A 17,826-nucleotide genomic window follows, 5' to 3' on the forward strand; every position below is an offset into this window, starting at 1 on the left:
CCTCACTAAAAACTGACCTATTCCCCTATCGAGTTACGAAATTCTAAAGGTGTTTGTCCAACGTGTTTTTTAAAGACCGTACTAAAATACCCTGAGTTTGAAAAGCCAACTAAGTTACTGACATCAATGATTTTCAACTGTTTATCTTTAAGCAATTGTCTTGCCTTTTTCATCCTCAAATTAACTAGATAATCACTAAAGTTCAGCCCGACATGATGTTTAAATGTTTCCGATAAATGGGCACTATTAATGTGAAATAAAGCGGACAAGGTAGTAAGGGATATTTCACTTGCATAATGCTGGTCCAAATAATGGCGGATACTATCGATTAATTTCTTATTGGAAAAACGAGCAAGATGAACTTTTTCAATGATTAATGAGGCTAATTGAATCAGGTCCTCTTTCACTTTATGTTGGGAATAAAGCTTCCATATATTTTGCTGGCAATTCCATATCATATTTTGAATGTCTTTCGTCTCAACATCGTACTTTTTTGCTAATGAACCTAACATAAATAACACTTGGTTGGCAGCAAAAGAGAACGACATAACCGAACGGCCTCTGGGCCCTTCAAGAACAATCTGCAAATTATCTTTAAAAGCAGCAAAATCAACATTTTCGATTGAATTCGTTATCCGTCTCTCGAAATCGGGAGAAAAGTCAAACACTTCTTCGCTTGCAGCAGTTTGATCCATAATCTGAGACTTTGATCCAAGTTGACTTTGGCTCCAAGCAAGTAAACTGGATATATATCCGCTCCTATATTCTGAAAGTCCATTTACAATCGTACCAATGCCAATGACGGTTTCTAATTTTAATAGTTTGTTAACGTTTTGTTGAATTAACAAAACGAAATGACTGGTCGATGAAGAATGGGAATCAACCAACTGTAAAAATTGAACCATATTAGGATAGCTTGGATCTGTAAACATATAGGTTGATTGCTGCTGTTGAGCGATTTCTTTACACAACAACTGAAATGGAATCCTTAGTTCCTCTAAACGATTAGGATCGTGGCTTTCTCTAATTTCCACCGTGAAAAACTGTACTTTCCCATTTTCACTTGCCAGTTCCTGTAGCTGAAGCTGCTGAAGCCTTTCAATCACAATCGGAAGCTGTAATCTTTCCTCTTTTGCTAAATGAAGGATAAATTGTTCCTGCAATTCTTGTAAATGAGAATGAACAAGTCTACTCATTTGCGCGATTTCAACCTGTTTTCTTTTCTCTTCCTCTATTTCTTTCCTAATCTTCCTCAATGCTTCTACTAATTCATCAGGGGCAACAGGTTTTAATAAGTAGTCTTTAACGCCTTGTTGCAATGAATTCCGCACATAATCAAAATCGGAATAACCTGATAAAACGATGACTTTTACATGGGGAAAATCTTGATGACAACGTTTTGCCAATTCTACTCCATCCATAATAGGCATTCTCATATCGGTAATCACTATATCGATATCCTTGGTTTGGAGGATTTCAAGAGCTTCTTTTCCATTTGAAGCCTCTTCAACAAGTTGAAATCCCTCTTCCTCCCAGTCTACTTTTAAGCGTAATCCTTTACGAATTTGAATCTCATCATCCGTGATTAACACTTTCATTCTGTCTTCCCCCCCTCTTCAAATCAATCAGTAAAGTAATCTTCGTACCTTCATTTTTTGTAGATTCAATTTGATAGGAAAAGTCATCTCCATAGGTAAGTTTTAATCGTCCAAGTACATTTCTTAACCCAATGCTGTTTCCTTTGCTTTCCAATACATATAGAGTTTCATCAGCTTGAGATAATAAATCCGAAATGACCTCATGAGACATCCCCATCCCTTTATCTGCCACTGACAGGGTAAGCTGACTTCCAATCACTTCAGTTTTTATTAAAATATTGGCAAACGTCTTTTCACTGAAACTATATTTCACTGCATTTTCCACGAGTGGCTGTAAAATGAATTTTATTACGGGGGTCGTTATGGTGTCAGGGTCTACATCCATATGAATCGTAATCGTGTCCTCATATCTTAACTTTAATATGTTCGTGTAACTCTTGATATAATTTACTTCTTCACCTAACGGTACAATATTGCTTTTTGTATTTAAAGAATATCTCAGCATTTTTCCTAAATAAATGCTTACATTCATAACCTCTTTACTTTTTCCTTGAAGCGCTAGACTTCCTATAATTTCAAGTGTATTGTTCAGAAAGTGAGGATTGATTTGTAATAATAAGGCCTTATATTCCGCATCTTTCCGGCGCAAATTGGCTTCATATTCGGTTTCAATTAAATTCTGCAATTGATCAATCGTATGTTCCGTAACATTAATAAGGTAATCAACTTCATTATTTTGAGATTTAATGTGAGGCATAAAGCGTTTTGCCCCTGTAAAATCTCCCCGTTCGATAAACACAAGCGCTTTTGCGAGTTTTCCTAAAGGACTTGTAATATTGTTAGACATAATCACCGAAGCCACAATGGTGATGAAAAAAAGGACTGCACTCGTTAAAAGAAGGTTTCGCTGTAAATGATTGGCCCTTGCGAATAAATCGGACTCTGTTACTTCACTGACTAGGATCCAATCCCCTACTGGCAGCTTTTGAAAGAAAACTAAATACTTCTCCTTCTGGTAAGAGGCTTCAATTAGCCCTTCTTGGTCATCGCTAGTGGTGATTTGCTTTAAACTTTGTTTCAGGATCGAATTTGGGATCTTTATCTTGCCTGACAAAATGTTTTCACCCTGATGATTTAACAAATACGTATGCTCATTTTGTCCAATTGTGATTTTATTTAGGGCCGTTTCCAGTAAAGCAGAAGGGAAATTCACTTTAATGACCCCTGCTGATATCATCGTATTGGTATCAATGAGGGGCAAAATATAGCTATTGATCTTCTTTTGTTGCATTTCATGACTTTGCTGAAATGGATCTAAATGTGATTTAACATAGTCCTGATTATGTTGGGTAAAGTCCTGATACCAATCTGTTTCATGAAGTGAGGAATGAACACCCCAAGTACCGGTCCCATCATCAAGCAGTACCGAAATCGACATCGCATTAGAATTGTTAATCATGATCGAGGATAGTCCCTGTTTAAGTTGATTCATCAATGCATCGATTTCTTCCTTGTCAGCACCTTGTCTATTTAATCTAATCCATTCCTGCGTGGTCTGGTCAACAAGTACTTGCTTGCCCAAATCCTCTGCCTGTGTAGAGATGGAATCAACATAAAGTGAAAACTGATCCATCATTTCTATGGTCAACTCTTGAGTCTGTTCTCGAATAACAGACGTAAAAAAGCTAGGAATAATCAAAGATAATATAATAAATGGAATCGTTAGCAAACACGTAAAAATAAGTAATAAACGATTGCGTAATGAGAAAAGCATGTTACCCCCTTCCGGGAAAACCCTTACAATTTTTCGTATATTGGAATAATCTATTATAGCACTTTACTATTACTAGACTCTAGCACTTGGGAAAATGCAGCTATTCGTAAATTTTGATACTATCCTTCTAATGTGTCAAAATAAGGAATGAATACATAGCTGTTCCTGAGAGTGGAAAATTCCCTAAAATGGAGGTCATGACGTTGAGAACAATGAAACTAGGAGGCAGCACATTAGAGGTGCCGGTTGTTGCGGTTGGATGCATGCGGATCAATTCACTTGAGAAGAACGAGGCTGAACGCTTTGTCCAAACTGCGTTAGAGCAAGGGGCGAACTTCTTTGACCATGCGGACATTTATGGCGGTGGAGCCTGTGAGGAAATTTTCGCCGATGCAATCCATATGAATGCTGATGTCCGTGAAAAAATGATCCTGCAATCAAAATGTGGCATTCGCAAGGGAATGTTTGATTTTTCAAAAGAGCATATTTTAAATTCGGTAGATGAGATTTTAAAAAGACTGAATACCGAGTATCTGGATGTTTTACTCCTGCACCGTCCGGATGCACTAGTGGAGCCTGAAGAGGTAGCAGAGGCTTTTGACACACTTGAAAGTTCAGGAAAAGTCCGCCACTTTGGCGTGTCCAACCAGAAACCTATGCAAATTCAACTGCTTCAGAAATATGTGAAGCAGCCGCTAGTTGCGAATCAGCTGCAATTGAGCATCACGAATGCCAACATGATTTCCAATGGAATCAATGTAAACATGGAGAATGATTCAGCGATTGATCGCGATGGCAGCGTCCTTGATTTCTGCAGGCTGAACGATATGACCATTCAGCCGTGGTCACCTTTCCAATATGGATTCTTTGAAGGTGTGTTTCTAGGAAACGAAAAGTTTCCTGAATTAAATCAAAAGATAGATGAAATCGCGGCAAAATATGGGGTTAGCAATACGACCATCGCCATTGCGTGGCTGCTGCGTCATCCAGCCAAAATGCAGCCCGTTATTGGAACGATGAATGTGGACAGGTTGAAGGATTGCTGCAGAGCAAGTGAGATTCATTTAACGCGCGAAGAGTGGTACAGTATCTACCGTACTGCTGGGAATATCCTGCCTTAAATACTTATAAAACAAGGAGTGCCGTTAAATGGCACTCCTTGTTTTATACGTCTTGAGGATAGGATCAGACCCTGCCTTTATTCATCATCAACCTCGCCATCGCCGATTTCATCTTCCTCTTCCACATCTTCAATCTTTTCCCCTTCTTCAGGCTCCTCATCATTACCACAACCCGTTAGAGAAAAAAGAGAACCACTTAAAAGTAACATCAATAATAACCTCTTCAACTTCATTCCTATCAATCCTCCTATTATCCTTAGCCTTTCCAGTTTAAACCGCAATATGACAAAGGAGGTTCTTAAATTTAGAACTGTCCGTCTGGGGTGGACAGTGTCCACGGGCGGTGACAGGCACCAAACGGCACCAAACTTAGAAGAAGTATTCTAATTTCCATATCCCTGCTTTGTCTTTCTTTAATGAGTATGGTGTGTCACCTTTGACACCAATTGATGCATGGTCATTGTTTATCTTTATCTCCAGGTTTCCGATGTTGGCTTTGATTTTTTCGAATTCTATTTGCAAGGTTTTTACTTCTTTTTCGTATACGTTGTCGACAAATTTTTGGTAACTAGGAATCTTAGTGTTTTCATCATCCATTAATTCATACATGGTCACGGTATGATTGAATTCAAATGCCTGCAAAAACATCAGGAAGATGTCCTCTGGCTTCAAGCCCTTAAGAACATTATCATTACCTGTTAGATAGAACTTTTCATAAATAGGAGAAAGATGGTTCGAAATCACTGCATACTCTAGAGGCACTTCATCCATTACACCCGTATTGCCTTTTTCCTTTAAACTCAATTCCGTTCCATTGACGGCCACAATATCAGCACTGTCTACCTGTTCACCTGTACTTCTAAAGTCCATTCGATACCAGGTGAATGTTACGTTCCCCAATACCTTTTTTCCTGGATTAATCTCTAACAACTCAATGACTTCGTCTTTATTTTCAGCAAAATTTGAAATTGAAATCACTGGAATTCTACCTGCACCTTCGGGAGCGGGAAGCTTCTGTACCTCGTCTTCATCAGGATAGAACAAAAGCTCTTCTGACTCCTCAATATAATGAAACATACCGCTCAGTGTTTCATACCCCGTAAACACTGCCTCGAAAGGTGACGCAGGAAAATATCTAGCACTCGGCGAAACTGATTTTACCAGGAAGCTGCCCAGCTGTGTTCCCAATTCTAAGGTCCTAGGGTCAAATTTAATCCCGTCTTCTTCTTTTGGGTTGGTGATTGGTTCATTCTGTTGAGTAACAAAGTTCTCTTTGGATAACAAACCAAGCTGATCACCCATGTATCCTCCTATAAGGAAAAAGAACACCGCAACAGCAGCAAAGGACATCATTAACGGGAAGAGCCGATTTTGTTTTCTTTTTGAACCCTCTAATTCTCGAATTTTTCTCCTTACAGCTCGTTTATCATCTTCGGTAAAAAAGGCAGTGGTAGAAATATGCTCATCTATTTCTTCTCTAAAATGGTTAAGATTTTTATCCATTTAGCTCACCTCGTCCCAATATATCTAAGCCCAATCGTAACTTTTCCCGTCCTCGATGAAGTCTAACTTTGGCCGTAGTTTCACTTATTTTTAATAGCACCGAAATTTCATGAATGGAAAACTCCTTATAATAATACAAAATAATCATTTCCCTGTATTTAATGGGCAGTTTTAGAATTTCCTGCACCATCTCAGCTCTATCGGACTGATCTAGTAAATTATTTTCAGGGCCCTTGTTGGTTCCAATGAAATCAAGAAGATTGTGGGTATAGCTAATTTTCCGATAATGCCAGCTTTTTAAATAGTCCTTACATTTATTAATGGCAATGGTATACACCCAGGTCTTGAGCGAACTCCTTCCCGCAAAGGTATCCAATTTGAGATAGACGATAAGAAAGATTTCTTGCGTTAAATCCTCCGTAAGCGCGTAATCTTTAATATAGGTGAAAACTAAACGCTTGATGGTTTCACCATATTCATTCATCAATAATTCTATTGCGTCATCTCGGTTCATTTTTACGATATCTATTTTTTCGTTCTCCGTATCATCCAGCAATCCCATCCCCCTGCCCCCTTTCTCTACAGTTTCGACGATTCAACAAATATAGAGGTTACAAAAATCGTTAAAGCCATCTAACCTCAAATATATCACGTTTACATGCTGCTCTTTACTATGGAATTCAAGTTGAAAAGCCTGTTTACCGAGGATAAAATGAAACTTAGGAATGGGGGAGGATTTATGTTAAATTCAACAAAAAGTGTCATCGAGAAATTAAATTTCAGTAAATATCCATCAAAGCTTATTCTTAATGTACCGGAAGATATTGAAGAGTTTGAGGCGTTAGAGTATGACTCTTCTATTAAAAAGGCTCAATATGACCTGATTTTTGTCTTTATTTTCAAATTAGAAGATTTTCAAACGTACTTACAAGAAGCAGTCGAAAAGCAACTAGTAATGAAAAACGGCTATATCTACTTCGCCTACCCGAAGAAAGGTAATCCTAAATATCCGGAATACATAGAGCGTGACAGTATTTATACGGAAAAACATTATGATGAAGAAGGCTATTATCGTGGAAGCAGCTTAAAGTTTTCTCGCATGGTGAGTTTCAATGAGGTATTCACAGTGATTGGCCTGAAGTCAGCACCAAAGAAAACAAAAAACACGACAAGCTCAAAAAATAGCCAGTGTGTGGATGACTACATCATCAACATTGAGGATATCCGAAATTACTTAGGTAAAAATAGAGATGTATTAAAAATATACAACGAATTAACACCAGGCTACCAAAAAGACTGGGCGCGTTATGTCTACAGCGCAAAAAGAAAAGAAACCCAAGAAAAACGCCTCCTCGAAATGGAAACCGTACTAGCAGAAGGCTACAAAACCATGGACCTCTATCGCAGAAGGAAATAACTCAGTGAAAAATTTGGTGCCTGTCACCACTCGTGGACAGTGTCCACGAGTGGTGACAGGCACTGTTTATACATCACTGTATATTTTCCTACACCTTATTCTACGTGTTCGTATAGGGTGATGCTTTCGTTGTAGTTGATGAATCGGCGCAGTTCTTTTGCTTGGTCTCGGTTAATTTCACCTGCTTCGAACATGCTGCGGATTTGGGCTCGTTCGATGTCCATGACTTTGAGCCGCAGTTCTTCTTTTTGTTCTTCTCTTTTTTCGTTGAATTCGGCGGTTGGGGTTTTTAGAACATTGATCATTCGTTTGTAGTCTAGAATCACAATGCTGACCATTTCTGTTCTTTCATTTTCTTTTGCATATTTTTCTAAACTGTCAAGAGCGGCCTGCAACGCTTTTAATTGGATGTCTTGCCCCATCCGCAATTTTGCAATTCTAGTCTCTCTGTCTCTAGGATACTGACCTCTGAACTTTTTCCAGCCTCTGATCATTTTACCAAGTAGATACAGAATTCCAAATTGAGCATTGTTCGACAGTGCCTCTTCTCGGTAGTCAAGGGACTTTTCGAATGACTCAAACACGTTTTGATCCATGCCGCCTTTATCCATTTCTTCGTGGATATATCTTCGCTCTGCTTTTAACGCCAATAACCTGATTTCTCTTAATTTTTGTTGATAGTGATTGATGTCTCGTTCATCCGAAGTAGGTACTGGTTTAAACCGCTGAAACATCACCTTATACTCCCCAATGAGCTCATACGCTACGGCTTCGTTTTCCTCATTCATTTCAAGGTGGAGTTTTTTAATCGCGGATAGCATAAGCTTTTTCTTAGCTTCATTTATATCTATCTCATCCTCAATTTCTCCCTCAACTTCTTCTTCCTTACTTAATAGTGGTAAAAACACCGTTGCAGCTAGTAAGGTAAACAAAATCACACCTGCTGCTATAAAAAGAATCAAGGACCTCTCTGGAAACACCGCTCCACTCATGATGACGTATGGAATGGAAAGTACTCCAGCCATGGTCACAGCACCACGAACCCCTGTTAAACTAGTGACCAACGTAGTTTTGCTGTTTGGCTTATCTCCCTGTTTACTTTTCACAAAGTGATACTCATATGTAGAAAAAAGATACGACCATAAATAGCGAATTCCCAAGATAACCATTCCAATCGCCAGCACATAGCCAATGATTAGCCAATTTCCATAATTGGGGTTCGCGACGGTCTCCATCATTGAGAAAGGAATATTTAGTCCTAATAGAAGAAAAACAATCCCATTTAACACAAATAAAATAATCGACCAGATATTTTCTGTCAGTACTTGCTCCTCCGCTGACAATGCTTCTGTTCTTTCTTTTACCAATGCATGAACAATTCCAGCTACGACCACCGCGATTACGCCAGATGCATGCAAAAGCTCCTCGGTAATGATAAAAATAACGAACGGGGTCATAATCTGTAGTAACGAATGGAAGGTAACATCGTTAATTCCTTGTTTGCGTAAGATAAATCGTATCCATGTAACAAGTACCCCTAGTAAAAATCCTAATAATGCCCCTGCTAAAAACATATAGGTAAAATCAAAGACTGCCTCTATTAGCGAAAAATAACCTGTCACCACAGCTGCTACGGCATAATTAAACGCAACCAGGCCTGATGCATCATTGATCAGTGATTCTCCTCTAACCAGATGCAAGACCTTTTCGGGAATTCGAATCCGTTTCGCAATCCCATTTACTGCTACAGGATCTGTTGGTGATAGAATTGCTGCTAAAGCAAAGGCAGCCGCCAAAGGAATATTTGGAATTAGCCAGTGAATAAAATACCCTCCGCCAATCGTAGTTAATAGAACAAGAATAATGGCATTACCAAAGATAGGGGCCCTCATCCTCCACAATTCTTCGCGTGGAAAATGCCGCCCATCGTTGTACAAAAGTGGAGCGACAAAAAGTAACAAAAACCACTCGGTCTCGATTTCAAGTGAAATATCACGAAATAATAGGGCAATCAAAATCCCAAACCCGATTTGAGTCAAGGCCGTTGGAATCGAAGGCAGGTAATGGCTAATGATATTTGAAATCAATAAACCAACAATCAACAATAAAACACTCATCAATAAATCCATTTATGCTCTCCCTTATGAAGTAAATTCTATGCTTCCTCTTCCTCTGTTTCTTTTGCCTCTATCACTTCTTCTGATTCTTCTTCCTGTTCCTTTTCTGCCTTGATTCTTGTGATTTCTTCGTTTAGCTGTTCAAACGCATTAAGTCTATGATTCGCACTGGCCAATAAATCATCAATGATTATGATAAATTTTTCATAGGGCACACCATTCTCGCTGCAGCCTGTAATCATTTTGAGTAAGTCTTTTTCATATAAATGATAGCGTTCTTTAAAGGTTTTCGAATCCATGGTTAGAAAATACTCATCATCGACGACAAATTCGTTAAACACTTTTTTTGTTAAACGCCTTTTGGTTACTTCTATATCTTGTTTATCCTTTTCATTGTCGTAGTGAGCTTCATCCTCATACTCAGAACAAAGCGTGTCATAGATTTTTTCCAGCAGTTCGGTCGGATTTAAATACTTTAACTCTTCCACAAAATCCCTCCCTTTATTTATTTTTGCCCAAAAAAGGTATTTTTCGTCACCCATAACAAAAAAGCACACGCTAATCCGCGTGTACTTTAAAGAATGCTATTGAAATATAGATGGATTGACTTTAAGATACTTGGTTTGCAAGTATCGTTACCAAAGCACTTAGTATAATCGTGCCAATCATAATATTAATATAAAGTAGGTTTTTCTTCATTTTTTTCTTTCGCATTGATTCTTCAGGTGTCATCCACATACTTTTTGCCACAACTATTACCCCTTTACACCTTCTAGCTAGTTATAAATGTATTAATAGTAATAACCCATTTATATATTATACAAGAATAATAGATGGCGCCAATAATCATAAAAAGGATCTTATATAGCTTGAACTTCTTGCCCACTTTTCTCTTTTTTGAATGAAAGCTTTGGGCTTAAAAGGCTGACTACGAAAAAGATAATAGTCAGAATCAGCACCCAAGTCCAGATTTGTTGGACTGCTGGTGTATTCCAGACGCCTAAAAAGTAAAGCATGGCTGGAATCGTAAGTGTTACCCAAGATAGTACAATGGCTACTATACCAACATAGCCATCAATTTTCTTATTAAGCGAACCTGTTAAAAAGAATAGCAGCCATAAGAATGCCCACAGTCCCCATGTTAATGCATTGACAACATCGTGAAATTGGATTAAAGAGATAACCGTGTACACAACGGCAATGATGGAAACCCATAAGCTAAACCAGCCGAGGCCGTTTCCTTCAAGTCCCTTCACAGAGGTAACCCCGACGTATAGGTAGGTTAAACCAAATAGAAAGATAGCAGCACTATTATATAAATCCCAATTACCTTGACTAGAAGTCATGAGTAAATAAAACGGATTAATGATTTGAATAACTCCGACGAAAAGATTAAAATACCCAACTGCTTTGGCATCTGCCTTCCCTAAGAGCATTAGACCATTTAGAAAAAGAACAGCACCTGATAAAAATAAACCAACAAAACTCATAGTAATCGCTGTGAAAACTGACCTTTCACAACTTTCCCCTCCTTTAAAATAGAAAAAGCACTTTCCCTTCTCCTACAAGAAAAGAAATTGCCCTCTTAAAAAATATCGTAATATAATACCTGTACACCAATATAGCATATATAGTGAACAAAAGTTAAGGAAGGTTTGAACAAAGTGTAAATTAAGTTTTTTCCATATTCACCATAAGCGACCAAAAAAACTGCCCCATTGCTGAGGCAGTTCGTTAAACATGTATTAATTTTACTTTTTGACCAGGTTTGAGATAGGAAAGAAGCAGCCAATCGTCTTCCACGACTCTCCCCACTACATTTACCCGCTCATCGGCAGGCAAGTCCCAAAGCGTGATTTGTACCTCACCTCGGTACCGTCCATAGCGGTCATTATCTATCGTAATCGAACCAGTTAATCGAGCCTCGGTATTCATAGGTGGAATGGAACCCTCACTTCTCGTGTCCATGAACCTAAGTACATCACGAGATAAATCAGGACGGAGCCTGAACTCCCCTTCTTGATACCCTTCGATTCGAACCTCTACACAATGATGTTCATCAAACTCGATTAATTTCCGAAGAAGTTCTTCACTTACCTCTGGGTCGCCGATATAAACATCCTCGATACCATAATGGAACAATTCCAATGCTGACATAAATGAATCGAGATCACGATGCTCCTCTAAGGTCGGCAGTCCTTCAAACAACGGTCCACGTTTCTCCCCGTCACCTGGAATATAAGCACTCACTGCAATGCCATACTTTTTAAAAAGTTCATTTTGCTTTTGAAAAAACATATCCGATAATCCAGTGTCTCTTCTCGGATAGAAATTATGCCAAGCTAAAAGCTGATTCGCTTTTAACCCGCCTTCTAAAAGTGCCTGCACATCTTCCTCAAAGATAATACTGGCATTCAGTGCAAGCTTAAACTCTTTTGCAAGATTTAAAATCATTTCATTTTCAAAAAAGTCATCAAGTCTGAGGCCGCTGACCCCAAGTGATTTTAACGCAAACAAGCTGTCTAATCCCAAGTGTCCAGGTGTTTTTAATGACACATCGGCATAAACTTCTATCCCTGCATCCTTCGCACACTGTAGCAGCTTCATCGCACGACCCGCTAGATCACCAGATTCTTCAGGAATATGAAGCGAGGTAAACGCTCGCTTCACACCCATTTTTCCAGCAAGTTCAATCCGTTCTTCTGCTAAAGGATCATTCAGATAGAAGGAAATACCGATCAATCAAATTCACCAGCCATATCATCATTGAAACCGAATAGGTACGTGAACAAGAATCCTGCGCCATAGGCAATTAATACCCCTACTAAATAAAGGAGAACTTGACCAGTTACAACTAGGAACGCTAGTGGCAAACCAGATACTCCGATTGCGACTGTTGCGATTCCAAATGCTGCTTGGAACGCACCGCCGACACCAGCACCTAAACATGCTGTTAAGAACGGACGACCTAATGGAAGCGTAACACCGAAGATTAACGGCTCACCGATTCCAAGAATACCTGCTGGCAGACCACCGCCAATGGCTCTTTTTAAGCGAGTTTTCTTTGTTTTAAGATAGATGGCAAACGCTGCACCTACTTGCCCTGCTCCACCCATAGCTAAGATTGGTAGAAGCGGGTCATCACCAATTGTATTAATTAACTCTAAATGGATCGGTGTTAAACCTTGGTGTAATCCAGTGACAACTAATGGAAGGAAGGTTGCACCAAGAACAAAGCCGGCAACGACACCACCCATATCAAGTAAAGAAGTTAAACCTTTTGTGATAATATCTGAGAAGAAACCACCAAGCGGCATAAAGACAAGATAAGTAACAATACCAGTAACCAATAGTGCCACAGTTGGTGTAACGAAAAGATCTAAGCTAGTGGGAACATACTTACGTACTTGTTTTTCGACTAAAGCGATAAAGATTGCGGCAAACAGAACACCAATTAAACCACCGCGACCAGGAAGTAGATCTGCGCCAAACAAATGTATACCTGCAACAGCCGGGTTAATAATTAAGATACCCGCAATCGCACCAAGTGCCGGTGAACCGCCAAATTCCTTCGCTGCATTCGTACCAACTAAAATTCCAAGATAACCGAATAATCCACCGCCAATAACGGAAAGAATCGTTGCAAGCTGTGAATCACCTGCTAACCATCCAGCTTGAATAACCGCTTTTGTAATCCCTGTAATCAATCCTGATGCAACAAGGGCTGGGATTAATGGAATGAAAATTCCGGCGATTTTACGTAAAAACATCTTAAATGGCGTGGCGTTCTTTTTGTTGATTTCTGCTTTCGTGCTCGCTGCTTTCTCTTTTAAATTGATTCCGCCTGCTGCGTCAATCAATTTACCAAACTCTTCTGTTACTTTATTTACTTTTCCAGGTCCGAGAATGATTTGAAGGGTTTCTTCCTCAACCACTCCAATAACCCCGTCTATTTTCTTTAGGGCAGCCTTGTTGATAACAGAATCATCCTTCGGTGTCACACGAAGTCTTGTCATACAATGTGTGTAATTGCCAATGTTAGTGGAGCCGCCTAATTGTTCAAGGATCTTTTCAGCTAATATTTTATTTTCTCCAGCCATTCATTTCCCCTACTCTCTGTTGTATTTTAATGTTTGAATCATGTGATCTATTTCCCCTAGTAAACACAGTGCAAATAGTGTTCACATCACCACCTACAAGTTTAATTTTCTCTTTTAATAAATTTGATTGCTTCTCTTGTTTGATCAATCGCTTGAACCGTTTGCTCGTACTGGACCGTCGCCATCGACAAAAACAAAATATCCATCATGTATAACTGCGCCAAACGAGATGATGTCGCCGCACTTCGGAAAGCCGGTTCCCCTGAATAAGAGGTAAACAGCTTAATATCGGCTGAAGAAGCGACCGAAGATTGACCATATTTGGTCAAACTAATCGTTTTCACGCCGCGCTCTTTCGCAAGTGATATTACTTTGATGATCTCTGCGGTCTCCCCCGAGTGAGAGATGGCAAACACCACATCATCCTTTTTCGCATTAGCAATCAAAGTTGCCACAAGATGTGTATCGGTAAAAGCGGTTGCATTTTTTTGAATCCTTAGGAACTTCTGCTGTGCGTCCTTCGCAATAATATTAGAGGCGCCAATTCCGAAGAAATGGACATTCTGAGCAGACAGTAATGTCTGAACGGCCCGTTCCAATTCCTCGTAATTGATCATCTCTGCAGAATCGCGGATGCTCTGAATACTATTGCTGGTGGTCTTTTGGACAATCGAAAAATAAGATTCACCTGGCTCAATGTCACGATATCCTTGTTCAGCGGGCTTTACCAAATCGCCCGCAATTCTTACTTTTAAATCCTGAAAGCCATTCAAACCAAGTGACTTACACAACCTTATGACTGCAGCTCCACTCGTTTTTGCTTGAGCTCCGATATCATTGACTGTCTTGTTTAAAATACTTTGTGGATTTTCAAGAATGAATTGAGCAATTTTCCGCTCAGAAGCCGGAAGCTGTTCAAGCATATTTTGAAGCATTTTTAATCCGCCTGCAGCCACACCCATTACCACCTTTTCACCTATCTATTGTTGAATCGCGATTTTCACATAGCCATTGGCTTTTGTTAATAGCTTTTCTGCTTGCTCTTTCGTGGTCTCACGTTTGATCATCACAATGGCTGTTTTCACTTGCAGTCCTGATTTTTCTAATGTTTCTAAAGCAGCTTCATAAGAAACGCCAGTAATTTTACGGATAATCCCAATCGCGCGTTCCTTTAATTTTAGGTTACTCACTTTTACATCGACCATTAGATTCTCATATGCCTTACCCAAAAGAATCATCGATGAAGTCGAAATCATATTTAAAATCATTTTATGAGCGGTACCTGATTTCAAACGAGTCGAACCAGTTAGTACCTCTGGACCAACAATGACTTCAATGGCTTGGTCAGCTTCTTTACTAATTGCCGCATTTTTATTACAGGATAACGCAACTGTTTTTGCTCCAATACTTCTAGCATAGCGAAGCGCTCCAATTACGTAAGGGGTCCTGCCGCTAGCCGCGATTCCAATCACTGTGTCGTTCTCTGTCAAATTCAAATCCTTCAGGTCCTTTACGCCAAGTTCCATATTATCCTCAGCACCTTCAACTGCTTTCAGAAAGGCACCCTCTCCTCCAGCCATTAACCCTACAACCATTTCTGGTTCTGTGCTAAAGGTTGGTGGACATTCAACTGCGTCCAATACACCTAACCTGCCGCTTGTTCCGGCACCTAAATATATCAGGCGTCCGCCTTTTTTATAGGATTCAAATACAAACTGAACTGCTGCTTCTATATCTGGTAAAACTTCTTTGACAGCTAGTGCCACCAGTTGGTCTTGTTCGTTCATAATTCGTAATATATCAATTGGACTAGCCGTATCAATCTGCATAGTTTCTTTATTTCGGGATTCGGTCGTTAATAATTCGAGATTTTCTTCGATCATTTCCTTATCCTCCTCGTTCGTTTTTCTAGTTGTAAGCGATTACTATGCACTCATTATATCGCGTGTGAAATAATAATTCAACATTTTTATAAAAATAATGAAATTATATTTCAACATTATTCTAATAGAAAACGACGAATGGCCTGTGCAACGCCTGCTTCATGATTACTTCCCGTCACCTGATCTGCCAGATTCTTCACATCGTCCGGTGCATTTCCCATTGCAATCCCTAGTCCTGCAGCACTTAGCATAAGGGAATCATTGTAATTATCCCCAATCGCCGCAATTTGCGAAATGTGAATATCGTACATGTCACCAAGCTTTATTAAGGATGAAGCCTTACTCACACCAGCAGGTGAAATCTCCAAATTTAAAAAATTGAAACTACTGCTGATTTCCATTCCGCCCACCTGTTTATCAATCGTCTTTGAAAAATCAGCGAGTTTCCCCTCATCATTAAAGACAGCAATTTTCGTAATCACGGGTTGATTACTTCTAACATAGCGATAAAAATCATCGACCATTTTCACCTTACATCTGCTGCGAAAACTCTCACGTTCTTCCAAGTTTACCCCTGTTTTTTCAAAAGAGAGGATATTATTTTCAATCCAGTTCTTATTCCATTTCGTTTCTGATGGAACGAGTAAGGTATTTCCTTCGTAAAAATGAGCATAAATGCCTTCTCCCTCACATAATTCCCAGAAACTCATAAGGTGGTCATGTTGGAAAACGGACTGCTCACTAATTTCTCCATTTTCATCAAGGATAACAGCTCCGTTATAGGCAATAATCGGCTCTCCTTTTAGTCCTATCGTATTGGCAATCCACCTGGTAGAAAGCGGAGACCGGCCACTGCAGATGACAACCCTTCCTCCCCTTTCGCAGTATTCATGAATCGCCTCGATATTTTCCTTATCAATCTCTCTTTCCTCATTTAATAGTGTTCCGTCCAAATCTGTTGCTAACATTTTATATTTCAAGATATTCTCCCCTTTGCACTTTTATTTCATTATGATTATAGTACTAATTAAAATATTATTTCAAAAATAATTTTTACCATATTATTGGAAATGTTGATATAAAAGGGATGGTGCTGTCAAATGCTTCAACCAGAGCTCGCTGAAAAAATAGTGAGGGAAGTTCAGAAATTAATGTCAGAAGAAATTATCGTTGTGAACACAGATGGCATCATTATGGCAAGCACTAACCAAGTTCGACTGGGTACCTTCCATGAAGGAGCCTTCATCACTTCACGGCAGAAGAAAAAGCTGATTATTACCGAAAAAGAAACCGCTCAATTAAAGGGGGTAAAAGCCGGAATCAATCTCCCGATTTTTTTTCAGCATGAGGTCATTGGTGTCATTGGGATTACAGGTGACCCTGAAAGTGTCACCCCCTTTGGAGAAATCATTCGTAAAATGACCGAGCTGTTAATTAGTGAAAATTACTTTGGTGAACAGTTTGAATATCACTCCCGAGCGATGGAAACCTTCGTCCTCGAGTGGCTGCAGGAAAAAGAACCAAGTCCCAGCTTGCTAGAACGTGCCCGCGCGCTTTCGATTAATCTTGATCTTCACCGTACTGCTGTTATCATCGAATTTGGACAGAGAAAGTTTCCATTATCAAGGGATGTGTGGTCAACTATTTTAAATTCCTTTTCCCAAAATAAAAACGATGTGCTAACGAGGTCTGGAAACGAACGAATCATTGTTTTAATCGATTGTTCTGAGTCTGTTCAACCAACCTCCATCAAAAATCGTCTTCAACACTTTTTGCAATATATCAATAATAGCTTTGGTATATCTGCTTATGCAGGGGTTGGTCAGTGTGCACCCCCGTCACAACTGCACCTATCCTATGCTCAAGCAGAACGGGCACTGAAAATAGCTAGACGGACTAGGAATATCATTTTTGATGAAGAGCTAACCCTTGAAATGATCACGGGGGAACTTACACCAGAGGTCAAATCTGAATACATTCAGAGGACCATTGGACCCATTTTAAAAGAAAAAGACCTGCTGGAAACCTTAGGTGCACTATTTAGACAAAACCATTCTTTAAAAAATACGGCACAATCCTTACACATTCATATCAACACACTCCATTATCGTTTGAAGAAAATCGAGGAGCTGACCCATTTAAACCCAAACACCATCCATGATTTGTTTTGTTTGTATCTTGCTGTTAACTTTTTAGATGAATAAACAAAAATAAATCCATTTCATACTAATTTTTTAGATGTTTATCCATAGCAGGCGTATGCCTGTTTTTTTTATACTTTAAGTAGTATGAAAATAGTACGAAAATGGGGGA

At 39.3% G+C, this 17,826-nt stretch carries 17 protein-coding genes; 3 read left to right on the forward strand and 14 right to left on the reverse strand.

Going from position 1 to position 17,826, the window contains the following annotated elements; translation table 11 throughout:
- Positions 1-17: 17 nt before the first annotated feature.
- Positions 18-1,598, reverse strand: coding sequence for a response regulator transcription factor (locus QNH48_RS26890; RefSeq protein ID WP_283952736.1), 1,581 nt, complete (start codon positions 1,596-1,598; stop codon positions 18-20).
- Positions 1,576-3,372, reverse strand: coding sequence for a cache domain-containing sensor histidine kinase (locus tag QNH48_RS26895; RefSeq protein WP_283952737.1), 1,797 nt, complete (start codon positions 3,370-3,372; stop codon positions 1,576-1,578). Before QNH48_RS26895 ends, QNH48_RS26890 begins: the two co-directional genes overlap by 23 nt.
- A gap of 203 nt (positions 3,373-3,575) precedes the next feature.
- On the opposite strand from QNH48_RS26895, the gene QNH48_RS26900 reads away from it, so the two are divergent.
- Entirely contained in the window at positions 3,576-4,493 is a 918-nt protein-coding gene (locus tag QNH48_RS26900; RefSeq protein ID WP_283952738.1) for an aldo/keto reductase, read from the forward strand.
- 77 nt (positions 4,494-4,570) lie between these two features.
- Here QNH48_RS26900 and QNH48_RS26905 read toward each other — a convergent pair whose 3' ends face one another.
- From QNH48_RS26905 to QNH48_RS26915, 3 genes are all read right to left on the reverse strand, one after another.
- Positions 4,571-4,726, reverse strand: a complete 156-nt coding sequence (locus QNH48_RS26905) for a hypothetical protein (protein ID WP_165979083.1) — start codon at positions 4,724-4,726, stop codon at positions 4,571-4,573.
- Between the two features lie 136 nt (positions 4,727-4,862).
- Positions 4,863-5,996 carry a hypothetical protein gene (locus tag QNH48_RS26910; protein WP_283952739.1) on the reverse strand — a complete coding sequence of 378 codons (1,134 nt, stop codon included), beginning with the start codon at positions 5,994-5,996 and terminating at the stop codon, positions 4,863-4,865.
- Positions 5,989-6,558, reverse strand: a complete 570-nt coding sequence (locus tag QNH48_RS26915) for a sigma-70 family RNA polymerase sigma factor (protein ID WP_283952740.1) — start codon at positions 6,556-6,558, stop codon at positions 5,989-5,991. Before QNH48_RS26915 ends, QNH48_RS26910 begins: the two co-directional genes overlap by 8 nt.
- 177 nt (positions 6,559-6,735) lie before the next feature.
- Between QNH48_RS26915 and QNH48_RS26920 the strand changes: the two genes are divergently transcribed.
- Entirely contained in the window at positions 6,736-7,413 is a 678-nt protein-coding gene (locus tag QNH48_RS26920; RefSeq protein WP_283952741.1) for a YdeI/OmpD-associated family protein, read from the forward strand.
- Positions 7,414-7,508: 95 nt separating this feature from the next.
- On the opposite strand, the gene QNH48_RS26925 is transcribed toward QNH48_RS26920, so the two are convergent.
- From QNH48_RS26925 to QNH48_RS26965, 9 genes are all read right to left on the reverse strand, one after another.
- Entirely contained in the window at positions 7,509-9,542 is a 2,034-nt protein-coding gene (locus QNH48_RS26925) for a Na+/H+ antiporter (protein ID WP_283952742.1), read from the reverse strand.
- A 26-nt stretch (positions 9,543-9,568) separates the two neighbouring features.
- On the reverse strand, positions 9,569-10,018 hold the full coding sequence (locus tag QNH48_RS26930; RefSeq protein WP_283952743.1) for a hypothetical protein: 450 nt from the start codon (positions 10,016-10,018) through the stop codon (positions 9,569-9,571).
- Positions 10,019-10,139: 121 nt separating this feature from the next.
- On the reverse strand, positions 10,140-10,280 hold the full coding sequence (locus QNH48_RS26935) for a hypothetical protein (protein ID WP_283952744.1): 141 nt from the start codon (positions 10,278-10,280) through the stop codon (positions 10,140-10,142).
- A gap of 110 nt (positions 10,281-10,390) precedes the next feature.
- A complete protein-coding gene (locus QNH48_RS26940) occupies positions 10,391-11,020 on the reverse strand; it encodes an AmiS/UreI family transporter (RefSeq protein WP_283952745.1) in 630 nt (209 codons plus the stop codon).
- A gap of 244 nt (positions 11,021-11,264) precedes the next feature.
- Positions 11,265-12,272 (reverse strand): MupG family TIM beta-alpha barrel fold protein, encoded by a 1,008-nt coding sequence (locus QNH48_RS26945; RefSeq protein WP_283952746.1) that lies wholly within the window; start codon positions 12,270-12,272, stop codon positions 11,265-11,267.
- A complete protein-coding gene (locus tag QNH48_RS26950; protein ID WP_283952747.1) occupies positions 12,269-13,630 on the reverse strand; it encodes a PTS transporter subunit EIIC in 1,362 nt (453 codons plus the stop codon). The genes QNH48_RS26945 and QNH48_RS26950 overlap by 4 nt, the downstream gene beginning before the upstream one ends.
- 101 nt (positions 13,631-13,731) lie before the next feature.
- Positions 13,732-14,586 carry a MurR/RpiR family transcriptional regulator gene (locus QNH48_RS26955; protein WP_283952748.1) on the reverse strand — a complete coding sequence of 285 codons (855 nt, stop codon included), beginning with the start codon at positions 14,584-14,586 and terminating at the stop codon, positions 13,732-13,734.
- Between the two features lie 24 nt (positions 14,587-14,610).
- Positions 14,611-15,513 carry an N-acetylmuramic acid 6-phosphate etherase gene (murQ, locus tag QNH48_RS26960; protein WP_283952749.1) on the reverse strand — a complete coding sequence of 301 codons (903 nt, stop codon included), beginning with the start codon at positions 15,511-15,513 and terminating at the stop codon, positions 14,611-14,613.
- Positions 15,514-15,629: 116 nt separating this feature from the next.
- Positions 15,630-16,493, reverse strand: coding sequence for an HAD family hydrolase (locus tag QNH48_RS26965; protein ID WP_283952750.1), 864 nt, complete (start codon positions 16,491-16,493; stop codon positions 15,630-15,632).
- 120 nt (positions 16,494-16,613) lie between these two features.
- Here QNH48_RS26965 and QNH48_RS26970 point away from each other — a divergent pair, with 120 nt between their 5' ends.
- Positions 16,614-17,717 (forward strand): CdaR family transcriptional regulator, encoded by a 1,104-nt coding sequence (locus tag QNH48_RS26970; protein WP_283952751.1) that lies wholly within the window; start codon positions 16,614-16,616, stop codon positions 17,715-17,717.
- Positions 17,718-17,826 lie beyond the last annotated feature (109 nt).

The organism is Neobacillus sp. YX16 (assembly GCF_030123505.1).
Lineage (GTDB): Bacteria > Bacillota > Bacilli > Bacillales > Cytobacillaceae > Neobacillus.